This is a genomic window from Streptosporangium carneum, from assembly GCF_027922005.1.
In the GTDB taxonomy this organism is placed as follows: Bacteria; Actinomycetota; Actinomycetes; order Streptosporangiales; family Streptosporangiaceae; genus Streptosporangium; species Streptosporangium carneum.
Map to the genome: position 1 here is coordinate 153,343 of NZ_BSEV01000002.1, position 17,490 is coordinate 170,832.

The window sequence follows — 17,490 nt, forward strand, 5'->3', positions numbered from 1 at the left end:
GAACCAGGGGCCGCCTTCACACGGATCCTGCCCAGAGCGAGAACGACGCGAGTGTGACCGCCGCTTCGCAAGGGGTGGCGGTCTCGTCGTGTCGGATGCCACTGCCGGTCGGTTCCCTTGTAAGGCCCGGTCGGCTTCGGACGCGACGGCGTGCCGACCTCGAAGCCGAGACGGAGGAGACGCGGAACAGCAGACGGGACGAACGAGATCCCGTCGTCGCCCCACTCGGAAACCAACGGACGACCACGGTGATCCGGCGAAGCGACGGGGGTCAACGGCGCGAACGCGCGGCTCGTCGTGTCGTGACGGCGGCCCCCGAGACAGCGCCCCCGGGACAGCGGTAAGACGTGACCCGTCATTCCTTTGTCCGTGAAGCGGCCGTCCATAAATAAATACCGTTAAGATCAGTAATAACCGGTTACCGAACGGGGTGGTTGACCTTATCGTGTGTAACGACGACAGAGGACGCGTACGGTAGGAGATATTCCCCCGTGGTGAAAAGCGATGATTCACCCCTTTTTCAGCAATCGCCCGAAATCGATACCACGGTGCCGCACTCGGCCCGGATCTGGAACTACTGGCTGGGCGGCAAGGACAACTACCCGGTCGACCGCGAGGCCGGTGACCAGTTCACCGGGATCTTCCCGGGGATCGCCGAGCTCGCCCGCGCGTCCCGGCACTTTCTCGCCCGGGCCGTCCGGCATCTGGCCGGTGAGGAGCAGGTCCGTCAGTTCCTGGACGTCGGCACAGGCCTGCCGACCGTCGACAACACCCACGAGGTGGCCCAGCGGGTGGCCCCGGAGTCACGCATCGTCTACGTCGACAACGACCCCCTTGTGCTGGTGCACGCCGACGCCCTGCTCACCAGCACCCCCCAGGGGGTAAGCACCTACATCAACGCCGATCTGCACAACCCGGACACGATTCTGGCGGCCGCGGCCGAAACACTGGACTTCACCCGGCCCGTCGCGCTCGTACTGCTGCAGATCACGGGACACATCCGCGACACCGGCGAGGCGCACGCCATCGTGAGACGTCTCATGGACGCCCTGCCCTCAGGCAGCTTCCTCGTGTTCAACGACAGCGCCGACACCAACGCGGAGAACGTCTCGGCCACGCAGCAGTACAACGACAGTGGCGCGGCCCCCTACCACCTGCGCAGTCCGGAAGAGCTCGCCGGTTTCTTCGACGGCCTTGATCTCCTGGAACCCGGCGTCGTCCCGATCACACGGTGGCGGCCCGAGACACCTCTCCTCGGCCCGTCCGCCGATGTGGACGCGCTGGGCGGCGTCGCCCGCAAAAGATAGCGCCCGGACACACGGTGATCGATTCTCACCCGTCGCGAGGAGAGTCGCGAGGAGAACGGTCACCGCGCGCCAGTGCGTCCGAGGCGGCACAACGCGGTCCGACGTCGGCGACCGTCGTCAGGGAAAGTGCAAGGAAAGCGATTGAGCATGAACATCGAGATCACAAGGGGCCCGATCGCGGACGGCTCCCCCACCGAGACCGGGCCCACCGTGCTGCGAATGCTGTTGGGCGTCCAGCTTCGTCGGCTACGAGAGGTCCGGAGCATCACCCTTGAGGAGGCGGGTGAAACGATCCGGGCGTCACGCTCCAAGATCAGCCGCCTGGAGCTGGGGCGCACCGGCTTCAAGCAGCGTGACGTAGCCGATCTTCTCACCCTCTACGGCCTCACCGACGAGGCGGAGCGCGCCACGCTGCTGACGATGGCCAAGCAGGCCAACCTGCCCGGCTGGTGGCACACCTACAGCGACCTGGTGCCAAGCTGGTTCAGCTCCTATCTCGGGCTGGAGCAGGCCGCCGACGTCATCCGCAGCTACGAGGTCCAGCTCGTCCCCGATCTGCTGCAGACCAGAGACTACGCCCGCGCCGTCATCCGGCTCGCCCACCAGGACCTCACGAGCGCCGAGATCGAGCGCCATGTCGAACTGCGGATGAAACGGCAGCAGATCCTGCGCCGGCCGAACGCTCCCAGACTGTGGACCGTCATCGACGAGGCGGCGCTACGCCGCCCGATCGGCGGCACGGCGGTGATGCGCGCCCAGTTCGAGCACCTGATCGACGTCACCGGACTCAACCATGTCACCGTCCAGATCATGCCGTTCAGCGCCGGCGGCCACGCCGCGTCCGGCGGTCCCATCACCATCCTGCGCATGCCCGAGCAGCGACTCCCGGACGTGGTCTGTCTCAAGCAGCTCGCCAGCGCCGTCTACCCCGACAAGCCGAGCGACATCCAGCGCTACTGGCACATCATGAACCAGTTGGTGATCCAGGCCGAACCGTCGGCCCAGACGCGGAAGATGCTCCACCAGCTCGTCAACAGGCTCCCCAGACACTGAGAGCACCAGCCGGGCGGGCATCGATCGCCTCACCAGAGCTCAGCTGAGACGGCCGCCGGACCTCCGCCCCCTCCGCGCGAACAAAGCGAACCATCCACACCAGAAGCGCCAAGCGAACCCCGACCAGGAAAACAGCCTCCGCACCACGACCAACCCGGTACGGCCCACGTGGAGCCGTACCGGGCAGGAGTCGGCTCAGGCCGCGGCGGCCATCTTCCTCAGCCGGGCCAGGGCGTCACGCTCGATGCGGCGGGCGCGGTCGCGACCGATGCCGTAGCGCTCGCCGACCTCGGTCAGCGTGTGCTCGCGGCCGTCCATCAGGCCATAACGCCAGCGGAGCATCTCCCGGGTCTGGCCCTCGAGGCCGGTCAGCCACTCCTCCAGCCGCTCGCGCTCCAGGATGTCCATGGCCTGCTGCTCGGGATCGGCCCACGTCTCGTCGGCGATCATGTCGCCGAGCTCGGTCTCGTCCTCGTCGCCCACGCCGAGCTGGAGCGAGACCGGGTCGGAGGCCCAGCGGCGAAGCTCGCGGACCCGCTCGATCGGCAGTTCGAGCACCTCCGCGAGGTCGGCGTCCGTCGGCTCCTGGTCGAACTCGGCCAGCATGTCGCGCCGGACCCGCATCAGCCTGGTCATCTGCTCGCCCGCGTGGGTGGGCAGGCGCACCGGCCTGGCCTGCTCGTGGATCGCACGGCCCACGGACTGGCGGATCCACCAGGTCGCGTAGGTCGAGAACTTGTAGCCGCGGCGGTAGTCGAACTTCTCGACCGCCCTGACCAGGCCCAGGTTCCCCTCCTGGACCAGGTCGATCAGCGGCATTCCCCGCCCTGAGTATTTGCGCGCGACCGCCACCACAAGACGTAGATTGGCCTGGATGAATTCGTCCTTGGCCCGCTGTCCCGAAACCGCCAGTCGTTCAAGCTCCTCGTCGGCGGCGTCCGCGATCCGCGGCTCCGTCAACCCGCCGTCCAGCAACTGCTCCGCGAAGAGACCCGCCTCGATCCGCTTGGCGAGCTCAACCTCTTCTTCCGCGGTGAGCAGGGGGACCCGCCCGATCTCAGCCAGGTAGGTCCCGAGCAAGTCTCGATCAGAGACGTGCTGATCCTGCGTCCGATTCCCCGTCGGCCTTGCCATCCGATGGCACCTCGCTCCGCCTGCTTATGGCAGGCCCACGCGCTCATTCAAGACCCCATGCACGCGGACATGCCTCTTGCCTCATCAACGCTCGGATCAGGGCAAAGATTCCCTAAAAAAGTACGCCCAGAGAATGGTTTTAGATTTCCTCCTCAGGGAGGATGCCCTCGGGCACGACGTCATGGGGACCCCCGCTTCCCTAGCGGGACCGTCTCAAACCACGCGCCTCATACGAACTCACCACACCACGAACGGCCACCCCGCCACACCCGCCTCCGCCGTGCCCGTCGTGCCCGTCTCGCCATACCCGCCGCCGCGCACACCGCCGTCACCCACGCGTCGCCACGCCCACGCCGCCGCACACGGCGTCACACACGCGCCGCCACACTCACCGCCGTCGCGCGCACGCACGCACGCCGACGTCACAGGTGGTCGCCGCGCACCTCCGCGATGACCGAGGCGAGCATCGCCCCGACGTCGCCCAGGACATGCCGCCCCTGCTCGACCACCCGGCGACCTCCGGAGACGACCGAGTGCACGTCCGCGGCCGTCGCGGCGAACACCGTGATCTCCTCGATGTCGTTTCCGGACGCGCCCGCCGTACGGACCGAGTCGAGGCGCACGGAGACCAGGTCGGCCCACGCGCCCGGCACGAGCATGCCCGCGTCGGGGAAGCCGAGCGAGGCGTGGCCCGCGGTGGTCGCGGCCTGGATCAGTTCGGCGGCCGTCCAGTGGCCGCGTTGCTCGGTGACCAGTCGTTCGTTCAGCTCGACCGCCCGCGCCTCCTCCAGCAGGTCCACGACCGCCTGGCTGTCGGAGCCCAGCGTGATCGGCGACCCCGCGTCGAACAGCGCTCTGGCGGGCCCGAGGCCGTCCGCCAGGTCCCGCTCGGTCGTCGGGCACACGCAGACGTGGGTGCGTGACTGGCCGAGCAGCGCGATGTCCACCTCGGAGAGGTGAACGGCGTGCACGGCCGTCGTGCGAGGGCCGAGGATGTCGTGTTCGTTGAGCAGCTGGACCGGGCTGGCGGCGTACACCTCGATGCAGGCGGTGTTCTCCGCGCGCTGTTCGGACACGTGGACGTGCAGCGGGACCGCGTGGTGGTGGGAGAAGGCCCCGACCACGGGCATCTGTTCCGCGGGGACCGCGCGCACCGAGTGCAGGGCCGCCCCGACCTCGACGTCCCGCTCGCCGCGGTAGGCGTCCAGGAGTTTCTCGACCCGGACGGCCCATCTTCCCGCGTCGCCGTCGCCGAACCGCAGCTGGGCGCCCGTCAGCGGGACGCCGATGCCGCCGCTCAGGTAGCAGGCGTCCAGCAGCGCGATGCGCAGACCCGCCTCCCTCGCGGCCTCGACGAGCGCGTGCCCCATGGCGTTGGGATCGTCGTACGGCCTGCCGCCGGGGGTGTGGTGGAGGTAGTGGAACTCTCCGACGCAGGTGACACCGGCCAGCGCCATCTCGGCGAAGGCGGCCGTGGCCAGTCTGCGGTGGGAGTCGGGGTCCAGCGTTCCGGCCACGCCGTACATCTGCTCGCGCCAGGTCCAGAAGCTGCCCTTCTCCCGCTGCGTCGCCCCGCGCAGTGCCCGGTGGAAGGCGTGGGAGTGCGCGTTGGCCAGGCCGGGCAGGGTCAGCCCGGCAAGGTGTACGGCTCCCGCCGGAGGGGCGGCCAGCCCCGGCGCGACATCGGCGATCCGGGAGTCGGCGACCGTGACGAGGACCCCGGCGACGACCTCGCCGGGCGGCAGCCAGGCCAGTTCACACCAGTAGTTCGTTTCCGGCACGGGCGCTCCCAGAGCGGTGACGGGGACGGTCGTCCCCGTGCGAGAGTCAGGTCTTCGCCACGGATACCTTCCCGCTGCGTGAATGGCTTCATTCACGAACAGGGCGCGCTCTCCGTATGAAGCGCCCAAAGGTCCCTCAAGGCGTGACTGACTCCTGCCCCGCGAACGGCTTGATCACGCGCTTCGGCTCCCGTGGCCGGTGTCCCGTCAGGCCCGGCCGGTGGGCCTGGCGGGTCGGCCGACCGGCCTCTACGTGGGGCGAACGGTGATCTCGGTGACGTGGGCGTCCGGGCTCGCGGTCACCGCCGTCAGCACTGCCCTGGCCACCGAGTCGGCGGCCAGGTACTTGTCGGCCTCGTAGGGCGCCCCTTCCTGTTCTCGCACCTCACGCTGCATGTCGGTGTCGATCCGTCCCGGATAGACCGTGGTCACGCGCAGGCGCGGCTCCTCGAGCCTGAGCGCGTCCGCGAAGGCGCGAAGCGCGAACTTGCTGGCGGCGTAGGAGGCCCAGTTCGGGTTGGCGCGCAGGCCCGCGCCCGAGTTGATCAGCACGACGTGGCCTCGGGCCGCGCGCAGCGCGGGCAGCAGGAGCCTGGTCAGCTCCGCCGCCGCGATCAGGTTGATCTCCATCGTGCGCCGCCAGACGTCGGCGGGGGTCTGTTCGATCGAGCCCAGGGTCACCCTGCCGGCGCTGTGCACCAGGACGTCGAGCCGCTCGACGGCGGCGACGTCGGCCTCGGTGACGGCGGTGAGCTCGACCGGCCAGGGGCGCGCCCCCGGCAACCGGGCGGACAGTTCGGCCAGCGCCTCGGCGTCACGACCGCCCAGCAGGAGGTCGTGGGTCGGGGCCAGGGCGCGCGCGATCGCGGCGCCCACTCCCCTGGAGGCTCCGGTCACCAGTGCGACGGGGCGTGCGGACATGTGGATCACCCTACTCCGGGCGGAACGTCCCGGGCCCCGGGCGCTCCAGGGTCAGGGCGTAGACGTCGTGCGGGTAGCGGTGATCGGTCGGGTGGATCCTGACCTCCTCGGCGGCGGCCTCCAGGATCACGCACCGGTACCACTGTCCGCCCTCGAGGAACCGCCAGGGGCCGCTCAACACCGCGAGCCCCGAGCGGTGGACCTCGTCGTGCGCCTCCTCCTGTGGGCCCGGCTCCCCGAGCGGATAGCCGAACACGGTCAGCGGCTGCCACGCGCCGTCCACGGGGCGCAGGAAGCCCAGCAGGGCGCCGTCGTCGTCACGTCTGATCTCTCGCATGGTTGACACCATACTCAAACTTGAATACAAATTTGTATATGTCCTCCACTCGCGTCCTGCTGCTCGGCGTACTGCTCGACGGCCCGCTGCACGGCTACGAGGTACGGCGTCGCCTCGAACTCATGGGCACCCATCACTGGGCCAACGTGGCCTACGGCTCGATCTACCACGGGCTGAGCAAGATGGCCGACGAGGGCCTGCTGGAACGGGTCGAGGAGGGCAAGGGCGGCAAGACCGTCTACGCGATCACCGAGGTCGGCCGCGCCGAGTTCGGGCGACACCTGTTGAGCCACTGGTGGGAGATCAAGCCGATCGTGGACCCGTTCCAGGTGGCGCTCACCTTCATGGACCGTCTCTCGGCCGGGGAGCTCGCGTCCGCGATGGAGGCCAGGGCGGCACAGCTCCACTTCGCCATCTCGATGACCGAGCGCGCGATGGGCGGCAAGCAGGCCTACGGCGCTCCCCGGCACATCGACGAGTGCCTCAGGCTCAACGTCCTGGAACTCCAGGCCCAGCTCACATGGCTGAACGAGGCCATGGAGAAGGTGAAGAACGGCGAACTTCCCTGAAAACCGGTTGAGTCTCACACCACTGGAAGGTTCAGACTCTCCCCGAGGAACCGCTCCGGCCCCGCCCGGAGCCCTCTCCAGCCTTCCCGGCCTCCGGCGCCGTCCGGAGTGCGGGAGCCGCGCACCGTCTCGCTTTCCGGCTTCCCACCTCCCACCAAGGATTCTTCAGCGTTCTGGCACTTCAAAAACCCCATGAATTTTCATAATTTTTGTGGTTTTAGTACTACCTCTACTCTCTTCAGAGATTTCGCGGAGTCCTGAGAAATTTCAGGACCTTCGCAGCATTCGGTGCCCCTTTTCGCACCTCGGCACCACTCCGCATCATCCGGCACCGACCGGCGCCTTCCAGGTGCCCAACACCTGCCCGGAACATCCGGAACTCTCCGGAGCATCCCCCGAAACGGAGCGTAATGATCATCGAAGCGCACGCGCTGCGCAAGACATTCATCGCCAGGCGAGGACGCGGAAAGACCGAGGAGGTCGAGGCCGTCAAGGGCGTCGACCTGTCGGTCGCGGAAGGCGAGATCTTCGCCGCTCTCGGCCCCAACGGCGCGGGCAAGACGACCACCGTGCGGATGCTCGCCACCTTCACCGTCCCCACGGCGGGGACCGCGATCGTGGCCGGGCACGACGTGGTGAAGGAGGCCGCCAAGGTCAGGGAGCGGATCGGCTACGTGAGCCAGGCGGGCGGCGTGGACGAGAACGCCCCCGGCCTGGAGAACCTCCTGCTGGCCGCGCGCCTGGCCGGGCACTCCCGCAAACAGGCGCTCGTCCGCGCCGACGAGCTGCTGGCGACCTTCAGCCTGACCGAGATCGCCGGGCGTCCCGTCAAGACGCTCTCCGGCGGTCAGAAGCGGCGCTTCGCGCTGGCCATCGGCCTGGTGAACCGGCCGCCGCTGGTCTTCCTCGACGAGCCGACCACCGGCCTCGACCCGCAGAACCGCGCCAACCTGTGGGACGAGGTCCGCGCCCTGCGCGACCAGGGCACCAGCGTGCTGCTGACCACCCACTACCTGGACGAGGCCGACGCGCTGTGCGACCGGCTCGTCATCATCGACAACGGCCTGGTCGTCGCCGAGGGCACCCCCGAGGCGCTCAAGAAGGAGGTGGCGGGCGACGTCGTCACCCTCAGGGTGGACGACCTGGCCGCCGCGGAGCGGCTTCTCGCCGCGCAGCCGTACATCAAGGAGACCCAGCCGCAGGACGACGCCCTGAGGGCCTACCTCGACGACGGCGAGCACAACCTGGCCGCGCTGCTCCGGGCCCTGGAGGTCGAGGGCCTGGCCATCCGGTCCATCTCCCTCGACCGGGCCACGCTGGACGACGTCTTCCTGCGGCACACCGGCCGCTCCCTCCGCGACGCCGCCTGACATCCGGCAGAACCGTTAGGAACCCCCATGTTTCGACACACCATGCTGTTCCTCGGCTACGAGCTCGGCAACGTCCGCCGCAACCCGGCCTGGGCGGTGCTCGGCATCCTGCAGCCCGTGCTCTACCTGCTGCTGTTCGCCCCGCTGCTGACCCAGACGACCAGGAGCGGGACGCTGGGCGAGGCGCTGCGGATGTTCACGCCGGGCTCGATGATGATGATCGCCCTGTTCGGTTCGATGTTCGCCGGCTTCTCCATGATCAACGAGACCCGCAACGGCGTGCTGGAGCGGCTCGCGGTCAGCCAGGCGTGGCGACCGGCGATCATCCTCGGCCGGGTGACGAAGGACATGCTCGTGCTGGCGTTCCAGGCGCTCCTGGTGATGGGCGTGGCCGTGCTCATGGGCCTGCGGCTGAGTCTGGCGGCGACGCTGCTGATGCTGCTGCTCATGGCCGCGACCGGCCTGTTCGCCGCCAGCCTCTCCTACGGCCTCGCGCTGGCGATCCGCGACGAGAACGGCCTGTCGCAGATCGTGCAGTTCTTCGCGCTTCCTCTGACCCTGCTGGCGGGCATGCTGCTCCCCGTCTCCCTCGGTCCGGAGTGGATGCAGACCGTCGCCAGGTTCAACCCGCTCTACTACTCGGTCGAGGCGGGCCGCTCACTGTTCGCCGACCGGCTGTCCGACACCACGATCCCGGTGGCCTTCGGCATCTTCGCCGTGCTCGGCGCGCTCTCCCTCGCCTGGTCGGTCCGCTCTCTCGGGAAGCTGGCGGGCTGAGCCCGCCGAGGACCCGGCGTGCTCCGCGGACCCCGGCGGGACCCGCGGAGCACGGATCGGCTAGTCGGCGAAGACTCCGGCCTGGTCGATCATCCGTTCGTACTCCTCGAGCCGGGCCTGCGTCCGCAGCGGCGCCGCGTCCGCCATGGCCTCGACCAGCACCATGGCCATGGCGAGCGGCGCCGTGTGGGAGTCGAACACCAGGTGCTCGCCCACGGGGGCGTCCAGGATCACGTCCGCCTCGAACGGCACGTCACGCCGGTCGGTGATCACCGCGGTCCGCAGGCCCAGCCCCCTGGCGCTTCTGAGGGCCTGCACGGCCTCGGCCGGGTAGCGGGGAAGCACCACGGCCACCATCCAGGACGCCCCGGCCCTGCGCGCGGCGTGCAGGCCGTCGGCCAGCTCGGAGCCGCCGTGGGTCAGCAGGCGGACGTCGGGGTGGATCCGGCGCGCGAAGTAGGCGAACGTGGTGGCCAGGCCGCTCGAGACCCGCAGCCCGAGCACGGGCAGCGGCTCGCATCCGGCCAGCGCGACGCCCAGCTCCGCGACGGCCGAGGCGTCGGCCAGCCTGTCTCGCACGCTCCGCAGGTTCTCGATCTCCGCGTCGATGGCGGTCTGCAGGTCGTTGGCCCGCGAGGGAGGCCGCTCGCCCACGACGAAGGGCCGCAGCGCCTGCCTGAGCTCGGGGTATCCCGCGAAACCGAGCACCATGGCGAACCTGGTCACCGACGGCTGGCTGACCCCGGCCCGTTCTGCCAGCTCCACGCTGGACAGGAAGACCGCCTCCGCCAGATGCTCGTCGAGGTAGCGCGCGATCCGCCGCTGCACAGGCGAAAGCCGCCGGCCCTCCAGAAGTCGATCGAGTCCGTCCCCCACGTCCCCTCCAACCGCTCGATCCTCCACCGGCATTCCCTCTCCCTCCCGCCCCCGGTGTCGTTCATACACCGCTGCGGGAGGTGGAGGAGACGGTGTCCGCCGTGATCCGGTCGCCGGAGCGCGATCGTCACGTTCGCGGGGCGACCTCGGCGGGCCGGTAGGGCACGCACGCGTCGCGAACCGTGCCTGTCCCGGGAACGCCGCCGCGGATCGAGCCGGGCCTCACCACGCCGTCCCCGCGGAAGTGAACCAGAAGTGAATAGGCACATTCACATTCTTACTCGCCAACCGGGGCGATCTCGCAGGAAGACCGGAAGAAGGCGTCCCGCGGAAGGGCGGAGAGAAGGCGGGCCGCAAGGAAGAGGGCGTCCCAGGTCGCAGCTGGGACGCCCTGCCTTCCGACTGCCACATCGACCTGTGTCCTGGCCCTCGTCCCGCACGGACTGGACCGGAGATCGAACTCGGCGAGCGCCCGACGGACGCTCCTGAGCGAAGAAGAGGCTCCGCACAGGGCGGGATGCCCGGTTTCCTCCATGGTCAACCAGTCAGCGGGACCGGCGTCCAAACCATCGCGCTCCACACCACGTAAATTTGCGGGATCGGTACGAAACGAGGGAGATCAGTTCGACCCGATCCCGTGGCACGGCCCGCGCCGGACGAGCGTGACCGCACCGCGGGAGGCGTCCCGGCGGGCGCGGGCCGCTCTCAGGTGGGCAGCAGGAACTGGGTGGCGGCCAGTTCGCGGTAGAGGTCGTCGTCGGCGAGCAGTTCCCCGTGGGTGCCGACGGCCCGCACGCCGCCCGCCTCCATCACCACGATCCGATCGGCGCTGGTCACCGTGGACAGGCGGTGGGCGATCACCAGCACCGTCGTCTCCTTCGCCACCTCCGCTATCACCTCGCGGAGCCGTAGCTCGTTGACCGCGTCGAGCTGGGAGGTGGCCTCGTCGAGCAGCAGCAGCCGAGGTCTGCGCAGCAGGGCGCGCGCTATGGCGACCCGCTGACGCTCGCCGCCGGAGAGCATGATCCCGCGATGGCCGACCTCGGTCTCCAGGCCCTCGGGGAGCCGGGCGACCAGGTCCTCGAGACGGGTCAGCGAGAGCACCCGCCGGATGTCGGCCTCACCCGCGCCCTGTGCCGCGAAGAGGAGGTTCTCCCTGAGCGTGCCGTCCAGCACCGGCGCGTCCTGCTCGACGTAGCCGAGGGCCGCGCGGAGGTCGGGCAGCCGCCACTGCCTGATGTCGCGGCCGTCCATCGTGATCGTGCCCGACTGCTGTTCGTAGAAGCGTTCGAGGAGGGCGAAGACCGTGGACTTGCCCGCCCCCGACGGGCCGACCAGCGCGGTCAGCCCGCGTGCGGGGATCTCGAACGAGACGCCGTCGTGAACGACAGGGCGGTCGTCCCCGTATCGGAAGACCACGTCCTGGAAAGCCACCCCCGCGGGGGCCGTGCCGGTCTCGGCGGCCTGGCCTCCGATCTCCTCCGTGGGCAGGTCCTCGATCTCCCGGATCCGCTTGACCGCGGCCAGGCCGTTCTGCATCTGGGTGAAGCCCTGGACCAGCTGGCCGATGGGGGCGACCAGATAGAACAGGTAGAGCAGGAACGCGATCAGCGAGGACACCTCGAGCGCGCCGGAGGCGACCCGCGCGCCGCCGACGCCGAGCACGGCCACGAAGGCGAGCTGCGCGGCCACCCAGGCGGAGATGCCCGCGATCGAGGTCCACCAGGCGACGGCGACGCCTCTGTCCCGCGCCTCGCGGGCCGCGGCGTCCACGGTGGCGATCTCACGGTCCTCCGCGCCGCTGGCCTTGACCGTGCGGAAGGCCTGCAGCACCCGGTCGAGCACCGCGCCCATCTCGCCGACCGCGACCTGGGCCTGTGTCGAGGCGCGCTGGATGCGCGGCATGACCAGGCCGACGAGCGAGCCGACCACGACCAGGACGCCCAGCGTGATGAGCAGCAGGAACCCGTCCATGAACGCCATCGCCACCACGGCGCCGACGAGCATGAACAGCGCGCTGACCATCTCGACGACGCCCTCGGTGAACACCGCGCGCAGCAACGTGGTGTCCGAGGTGACCCGGGACAGCAGGTCTCCCGGCTTGAGGCGGTCGACCTCGGAGACCCGCAGTCTGAGCATCCGGCTCACCAGACTCCGTCTGGCGGAGAACACGACCCCCTCCCCCATGCGCTCCAGCACGTATCTGCCGACCGCGCCGACGACCGCCCCCACGAGCACGGCGGCCGTCAGCCCAAGGACGGGGCCCACCAGGGATCGGTGCTCGCCGAAGGCGTCGATGACCGTCTTGGCGAGGAGCGGCATCGCCAGCCCCGCGAACGAGCCGACCAGGCTCAGGACGCCGCCGAGCAGCAGTGCGGGTCTGTGCGGCCGGACGTAGGCGAGTAACAGGCGCCATGGCGCGATCTCGGGCGATGACGCGGTCTCAGGCAATTTCGTCCCCTCCGGGCTGACGTGATCGGCCGCCGATCGACGTTCTTCCTATCTACCGCGCACGCGCTCATCCGGGGCGCCGCGCCTGATTCCGTAGACGAAAGTCGATGCCGTCAACATAAGTTGACATCATCGACATGTCAACTCAAATTGACACAGGAGGACGGCGCGGGCCCGGAGAGCGCCGCTCCCCGTCCGGCCCTCGCGCCCCGAGGGACGGAAACCGGAGAGAAAAATCCTTTCTCCTCTCCCTTTCCGGCGAAATTCTCAAATTTCCCGCTCATTCATCGACGATTCCCGGCGGAAAAAGTCCCTCCAATCCGGGAGTGCCCCTGCGGCGAATAGGTGGTCGAGGAATCCGGCCGGACCCTCTGTCCCCTCAGAACCGACAGGCCGGTCGCGTCCGCGGCCGGCAGCCGAAAGGACCAACTGACATGGAGCTCCGAGTCAATCGGCGCGCCCTGGTCGGCCTGGGACTCGTCGGGGCGCTGACCGCCTCCTCGTTCACCCTGCTCAAGGCCGATCCCGGCACCGCGTCCTCGCACCGCGAGGCGCCCGCGATCGCGGGCGACCCACGCAACGACAACACCGACCTGTACGCGTTCGTCAGTCCCGACAAGGCGGACACGGTCACGCTGCTGGCCAATTTCATCCCGTTCGAGGAGCCGAACGGCGGGCCGAACTTCTATCAGTTCGACACCAATTCGCGCTACAACATTAAGATCGACAGCGACGGGGACGCTCTGCCCAACATCGTCTACCAGTGGACGTTCCGCGACGAGGACAGGCGCGGCACCGACACCTTCCTGTACGCCAACGGGCCCGTCACCTCGCTCGGTGACGAGAACCTGCTGTTCAGGCAGCGCTACACGCTCAGGAGGATCACGTCCGGGGGAGTGCGAACCCTGGTCGAGAACGGCGTGGTGGCCCCGAGCAACGTCGGTCCCGCCTCGATGCCCGACTACGCCACGCTCCGCGCCCAGTCGATCAAGGACCTGCCCGGCGGCGGCAAGGCCTTCGCCGGCCAGTCGGACGAGACGTTCTTCGCCGACCTGCGGGTCTTCGACCTGCTCTACGGCGGCGACCTGTCCGAGGTCGGCCAGGACACGTTCAAGGGCTACAACGTCCACAGCCTGGCGCTTCAGGTGCCCAAGGACGAGGTCGCGCTCAAGGGCGACGCCACGCGCAACCCCGTGATCGGCGTGTGGTCCACCGTGGACAAGTGGAGCCCCAAGGGCTACGTCCAGGTCTCCCGCCTGGGCCAGCCGCTGGTCAACGAGGTCGTGCTCCCGGCGGGGCTGAAGGACGCCTTCAACTCGCTGAGTCCCAGCAAGGACGCCGACGTCCCCGCCGTCGTCAAGCGCGTCACCGACCCGGAGCTGCCCCGGTTGCTCGAGGCCGTCTACGGCCTCAAGGCTCCCAAGACCCCCCGTCAGGACCTGGTCGAGATCTTCCTGACCGGCGTCGCCAAGGCCAACGGCCCGATCAAGGCCGACCTCAACTCGCAGATCCTCAACAAGGACGCGGTGAGACTGCGCCCGTCGGAGATGCTGCGGCTGAACATGGCGATCGCCCCCAGCGCGACCCCGAACAGGCTCGGCGTGCTCGCCGGTGACCTGCAGGGCTTCCCGAACGGCCGCCGTCTCGGGGACGACGTGATCGACATCGCCGTCCAGGCGATGGCGGGCGCCGCCCAGACCGGCAAGCTCGTCGACGCGCTGGCCACAGGGGACAAGGTGAACGGCAACGACAAGCCGTTCGGCACCCGCTTCCCCTACATCCCGTTGCCCGGCAACACGTCGGTCAACGCGGGCTGACCCGAAACGCGCGGGGCCCGGTCCTCCGGGCCCCGCGCCAGGTCCTGGGGAGTCACCGTGAACATTTCCGCAAAGACCCGGATCGCCGCGGGCGTGCTCGGCCTGGCCACGGCGCTGACGCTGGGAGCCGCCCTGATCCCCGGCGAGCGTCCGCCGCCGGCGACCGCCGCCTCTCCGGCCGACCTGGCCGGGCTCGCCGAGGCGCCGGTCCCCGTCGCCTCGCTCGACGGCGCCGTCGACGCGCTGACCGCCCGGCTTCGCAGGCTTCCCGGTGACCACCGGGCCTGGGCGCAGCTGGGCATGGCGTACGTCCAGCAGGCGCGCGTCACCGCGGACCCGTCCTTCTACACCCGGGCGGAGCGGGCGCTGGCCAGGGCCGCCGAACTGAGTCCCGGCGACTTCGCCGTGCTGACAGGCCAGGCCGCGCTCGCCGCGGGCCGCCACGACTTCGCCGAGGCCGTACGGCTGGCCACACGCTCGGCGACGGCCAACCCCTACGGTCAGGGCGCCCAGGCCGTGCTGGCGGACGCCTACACCCAGCTGGGCAGGTACGACGAGGCCACGCGGGCGATCGACAGGATGACGGAGCTGCGTCCCGGCGTCGCGGCCTTCACCCGCGCCTCGTACGACGCCGAGATCAGGGGGGACCGCGCCCGGGCCCGCGACATGCTGGAACACGCCCTGGACGACGCCTTCGCCCCGGCGGACGTCGCCTACTGCCGCCACTACCTCGGTGAGCTCGCCCTGCACGCCGGCGACCTGCGCGGCGCCGCCGAACAGTACGCCCTCGCGCTCAAGGCCGATCCCGGCTTCACTCCTGCCCTGGCGGGGACGGCGCGGGCCGCCGCGCTCGACGGCAGGCTGCGGGAGGCGATGGGCCTCTACGACACCGTGGTCGCCCGGCTGCCCCTGGCCCAGTACGTGACCGAGTACGCCGAGGTGCTGGCCAAGGCGGGCCGCGACCCCTCGCCGCAGTGGACGCTGCTGCGCGCGCAGCGGGTCCTGACGGAGAACGCCGGGGTCAGGGACGACCTGACCTGGGCCGAGTACGAGGCCGACCACGGCTCCCCGGCCCTCGCCGTGCGGCACGCGCGGGCCGAGTACGGCCGCAACCCCAACGTGGTCGCCGCCGACGCCCTGGCCTGGGCCCTGCACCGCGAGGGACGCGACCGCGAGGCCCTGCCGTACGCCAGGAAGGCCACCTCGACCGGCTGGCGCAACGCGCTGCTTCATCACCATCGCGCCGAGATCGAACGCGCGCTGGGCATGGCGAAGGAGTCGAAGCGCTCCTCCGGCCTCGCCCACGAGGCCAACCCCGTCTTCTCCCCCGATCTGCCCGCCCTCGGGAGGTTGTCATGACATCAGGAAAGAAGACCCCACAGGGGAGAGGTGCCCCGCGGGCCGTACGACGGGCGTTGGTCTCGGCGGTGTCCTGCCTGGGGGTCGCGCTGGGAGTCACCCTGGGCGCGGCGCTCGCCCCGTCCGCCGCCGCCCTCGCCGCCGACGCCCGATCCGCCACCGCCCGGGCGGCGCATCCGCTGGGCAACTTCACCGTCAACCACTACAACGGCCTGCGGATCACCCCGGACCGGGTGGAGAACACAGCCGTCGTCGACAGCGCGGAGCTGCCCACCCTCCAGGCCCTTGCCGAAGTGGACGCCGACGGCTCGGGCGAGGCCTCCCCCGCCGAACTGTCGGCGCACGGCGCCGCCCGCTGCGCCGCGCTCGCCGAGGCCCAGCGGCTGACGGTGAACGGGAGCCAGGTGGCCTGGCGGGTCAGCGGGGCCCGCTTCGCGTACGCCCAGGGGCAGGGCGGCCTGCGGACCAGTCGTCTGACGTGCGAGCTGTCCGCCGCCGTGGCGACCCGGGGAACGGTCGGCTTCAGCGACGGCTTCCTGTCCGACCGGATCGGCTGGCGGGAGATCACCGCGGTCGCCTCCGGAGGGGTACGGCTCGCGCGGTCCTCCGTTCCCGGGACGAGCGTCAGCCGGGAGCTGCGAACCTACCCGGACGACTTGCTGTCCAGCCCGCTCGACCAGCGCACGGCGGAGCTGGGCGTCGCCCCAGGATCCGGGCCCGCGGCGGTCGCGCCGCCGCTGGTCTCGGGCGGCCCGGTCGGCGACGCGCTGGCCTGGCTCGACCGCGCGTTCACCGACCTGGTCGGCGCGGAGTCGCTGACCGTGCCGCTGGGACTGCTGGCGGTGCTCATGGCCGTCGCCCTCGGCGCCGGACACGCCCTCATCCCCGGGCACGGCAAGACCGTCATGGCCGCCTACCTGGCGGGCAGGAGGGGCCGCCCCCGTGATGCGCTGATCGTCGGCGCTACCGTCACCGCGACCCACACCGTGGGCGTCCTGGTGATAGGCCTGCTGCTGAGCGTCTTCTCCGCGCTCACCGGCGAGTCGGTGCTCGCCTGGCTCGGCCTGGTCAGCGGCCTGCTGATCGCCGTCGTCGGCACCGGCCTCCTGCGGTCGGCCTGGCGCGCGTACCGCACCGGCGAGCCCTCGGCCCATGACCACTTCGGCCACGGCCATGGACACGGACACGGGCACGGACACGGCCATGGGCACGGACACGGACACGGGCACGGCCACTCCGGCCACGAGCACCCGGGTCACGACCTCTCAGAGTCCCGGGCCCCTGTCGCTGACGGATCACGCGTCGCGCTTCTGGAGCGGCGGGTCCCGGAGACGGACGAGGCCGCGGTGCCGGGCGGGACGGCGGAGCGCGGCGGGGACGGCACGCGTTCGCGGCGCGGGCTGGTGGGGCTGGGAGTGGCCGGAGGGCTGGTGCCCAGTCCCTCCGCGCTCGTCGTGCTGCTCGGCGCGATCGGCCTGGGCCGCACCTGGTTCGGGGTCGCGCTGGTGCTGGCCTACGGCATCGGCATGGCGGGCACGCTCACCGTCACCGGTCTGCTGCTGGTCAAACTCGCCGGACGCCTTGACCGCCTGACGGAGGGAAGGAGCGGCGCCGCCGCCCGCCTGTCGGCTCTCGCCCCGGTCGGCACCGCCGTCGTCGTCGTGCTGCTCGGCCTGGGCCTGGCTGTGCGAAGCCTCGTCGGAGCGGCCTGAGAGACCACGGAGAGAGGCCGCCGGAG

General features: G+C 70.2%; 14 protein-coding genes. 8 read left to right on the forward strand and 6 right to left on the reverse strand.

The features are described 5' to 3' along the window. Positions 1-548: 548 nt before the first annotated feature. Both PKF00_RS06730 and PKF00_RS06735 read left to right on the forward strand, forming a co-directional pair. Complete coding sequence (locus PKF00_RS06730) at positions 549-1,307, forward strand: SAM-dependent methyltransferase (protein WP_425582210.1); 759 nt, start codon at positions 549-551, stop codon at positions 1,305-1,307. 147 nt (positions 1,308-1,454) lie between these two features. Beyond that, positions 1,455-2,360 (forward strand): Sco1979 family transcriptional regulator, encoded by a 906-nt coding sequence (locus PKF00_RS06735; protein ID WP_271216495.1) that lies wholly within the window; start codon positions 1,455-1,457, stop codon positions 2,358-2,360. Positions 2,361-2,555: 195 nt separating this feature from the next. Here PKF00_RS06735 and PKF00_RS06740 read toward each other — a convergent pair whose 3' ends face one another. The 4 genes from PKF00_RS06740 to PKF00_RS06755 all read right to left on the reverse strand — a co-directional run bounded on the left by PKF00_RS06740 (position 2,556) and on the right by PKF00_RS06755 (position 6,533). Next, a complete protein-coding gene (locus PKF00_RS06740; protein WP_271216496.1) occupies positions 2,556-3,440 on the reverse strand; it encodes a sigma-70 family RNA polymerase sigma factor in 885 nt (294 codons plus the stop codon). Between the two features lie 476 nt (positions 3,441-3,916). Beyond that, positions 3,917-5,275, reverse strand: coding sequence for a formimidoylglutamate deiminase (locus PKF00_RS06745; RefSeq protein WP_271216497.1), 1,359 nt, complete (start codon positions 5,273-5,275; stop codon positions 3,917-3,919). A 249-nt stretch (positions 5,276-5,524) separates the two neighbouring features. Beyond that, positions 5,525-6,196, reverse strand: a complete 672-nt coding sequence (locus PKF00_RS06750) for an SDR family oxidoreductase (protein WP_271216498.1) — start codon at positions 6,194-6,196, stop codon at positions 5,525-5,527. A 10-nt stretch (positions 6,197-6,206) separates the two neighbouring features. Beyond that, the gene (locus PKF00_RS06755) at positions 6,207-6,533 is read right to left on the reverse strand and encodes a hypothetical protein (RefSeq protein ID WP_271216499.1); all 327 of its coding nucleotides are present in this window, start codon (positions 6,531-6,533) and stop codon (positions 6,207-6,209) included. Between the two features lie 38 nt (positions 6,534-6,571). On the opposite strand from PKF00_RS06755, the gene PKF00_RS06760 reads away from it, so the two are divergent. The 3 genes from PKF00_RS06760 (at position 6,572) to PKF00_RS06770 (ending at position 9,249) form a co-directional block, all read left to right on the forward strand. Continuing rightward, positions 6,572-7,102, forward strand: coding sequence for a PadR family transcriptional regulator (locus PKF00_RS06760; RefSeq protein ID WP_271216500.1), 531 nt, complete (start codon positions 6,572-6,574; stop codon positions 7,100-7,102). Positions 7,103-7,512: 410 nt separating this feature from the next. Further along, on the forward strand, positions 7,513-8,472 hold the full coding sequence (locus PKF00_RS06765; protein ID WP_271216501.1) for an ATP-binding cassette domain-containing protein: 960 nt from the start codon (positions 7,513-7,515) through the stop codon (positions 8,470-8,472). A 27-nt stretch (positions 8,473-8,499) separates the two neighbouring features. Then, positions 8,500-9,249: an ABC transporter permease gene (locus PKF00_RS06770; RefSeq protein WP_271216502.1), complete on the forward strand. Its 750-nt coding sequence runs from the start codon at positions 8,500-8,502 to the stop codon at positions 9,247-9,249. Positions 9,250-9,309: 60 nt separating this feature from the next. Here the strand turns inward: PKF00_RS06770 and PKF00_RS06775 are convergent, their stop codons facing one another. Further along, positions 9,310-10,077 (reverse strand): MurR/RpiR family transcriptional regulator, encoded by a 768-nt coding sequence (locus PKF00_RS06775; RefSeq protein ID WP_271216503.1) that lies wholly within the window; start codon positions 10,075-10,077, stop codon positions 9,310-9,312. Positions 10,078-10,830: 753 nt separating this feature from the next. Beyond that, complete coding sequence (locus tag PKF00_RS06780) at positions 10,831-12,576, reverse strand: ABC transporter ATP-binding protein (protein WP_271216504.1); 1,746 nt, start codon at positions 12,574-12,576, stop codon at positions 10,831-10,833. 434 nt (positions 12,577-13,010) lie between these two features. Between PKF00_RS06780 and PKF00_RS06785 the strand changes: the two genes are divergently transcribed. From PKF00_RS06785 to PKF00_RS06795, 3 genes are read left to right on the forward strand one after another with little or no spacing between them, the layout of a single operon-like run. Continuing rightward, positions 13,011-14,393 (forward strand): DUF4331 domain-containing protein, encoded by a 1,383-nt coding sequence (locus PKF00_RS06785; RefSeq protein ID WP_271216505.1) that lies wholly within the window; start codon positions 13,011-13,013, stop codon positions 14,391-14,393. 57 nt (positions 14,394-14,450) lie between these two features. Further along, the gene (locus PKF00_RS06790; protein ID WP_271216506.1) at positions 14,451-15,752 is read left to right on the forward strand and encodes a tetratricopeptide repeat protein; all 1,302 of its coding nucleotides are present in this window, start codon (positions 14,451-14,453) and stop codon (positions 15,750-15,752) included. Continuing rightward, positions 15,749-17,464 carry a High-affinity nickel-transporter gene (locus PKF00_RS06795; protein WP_271216507.1) on the forward strand — a complete coding sequence of 572 codons (1,716 nt, stop codon included), beginning with the start codon at positions 15,749-15,751 and terminating at the stop codon, positions 17,462-17,464. Before PKF00_RS06790 ends, PKF00_RS06795 begins: the two co-directional genes overlap by 4 nt. The last annotated feature ends 26 nt before the right edge of the window (positions 17,465-17,490 follow it).

Coding starts and splice junctions, on each gene's coding strand:
- PKF00_RS06760 (WP_271216500.1), top strand. CDS start 6,572: ATGTCCTCCACTCGCGTCCTGCTGCTCGGCGTACTGCTCGACGGCCCG.
- PKF00_RS06770 (WP_271216502.1), top strand. CDS start 8,500: ATGTTTCGACACACCATGCTGTTCCTCGGCTACGAGCTCGGCAACGTC.
- PKF00_RS06750 (WP_271216498.1), bottom strand. CDS start 6,196: ATGTCCGCACGCCCCGTCGCACTGGTGACCGGAGCCTCCAGGGGAGTG.
- PKF00_RS06755 (WP_271216499.1), bottom strand. CDS start 6,533: ATGCGAGAGATCAGACGTGACGACGACGGCGCCCTGCTGGGCTTCCTG.
- PKF00_RS06795 (WP_271216507.1), top strand. CDS start 15,749: ATGACATCAGGAAAGAAGACCCCACAGGGGAGAGGTGCCCCGCGGGCC.
- PKF00_RS06765 (WP_271216501.1), top strand. CDS start 7,513: ATGATCATCGAAGCGCACGCGCTGCGCAAGACATTCATCGCCAGGCGA.
- PKF00_RS06785 (WP_271216505.1), top strand. CDS start 13,011: ATGGAGCTCCGAGTCAATCGGCGCGCCCTGGTCGGCCTGGGACTCGTC.
- PKF00_RS06735 (WP_271216495.1), top strand. CDS start 1,455: ATGAACATCGAGATCACAAGGGGCCCGATCGCGGACGGCTCCCCCACC.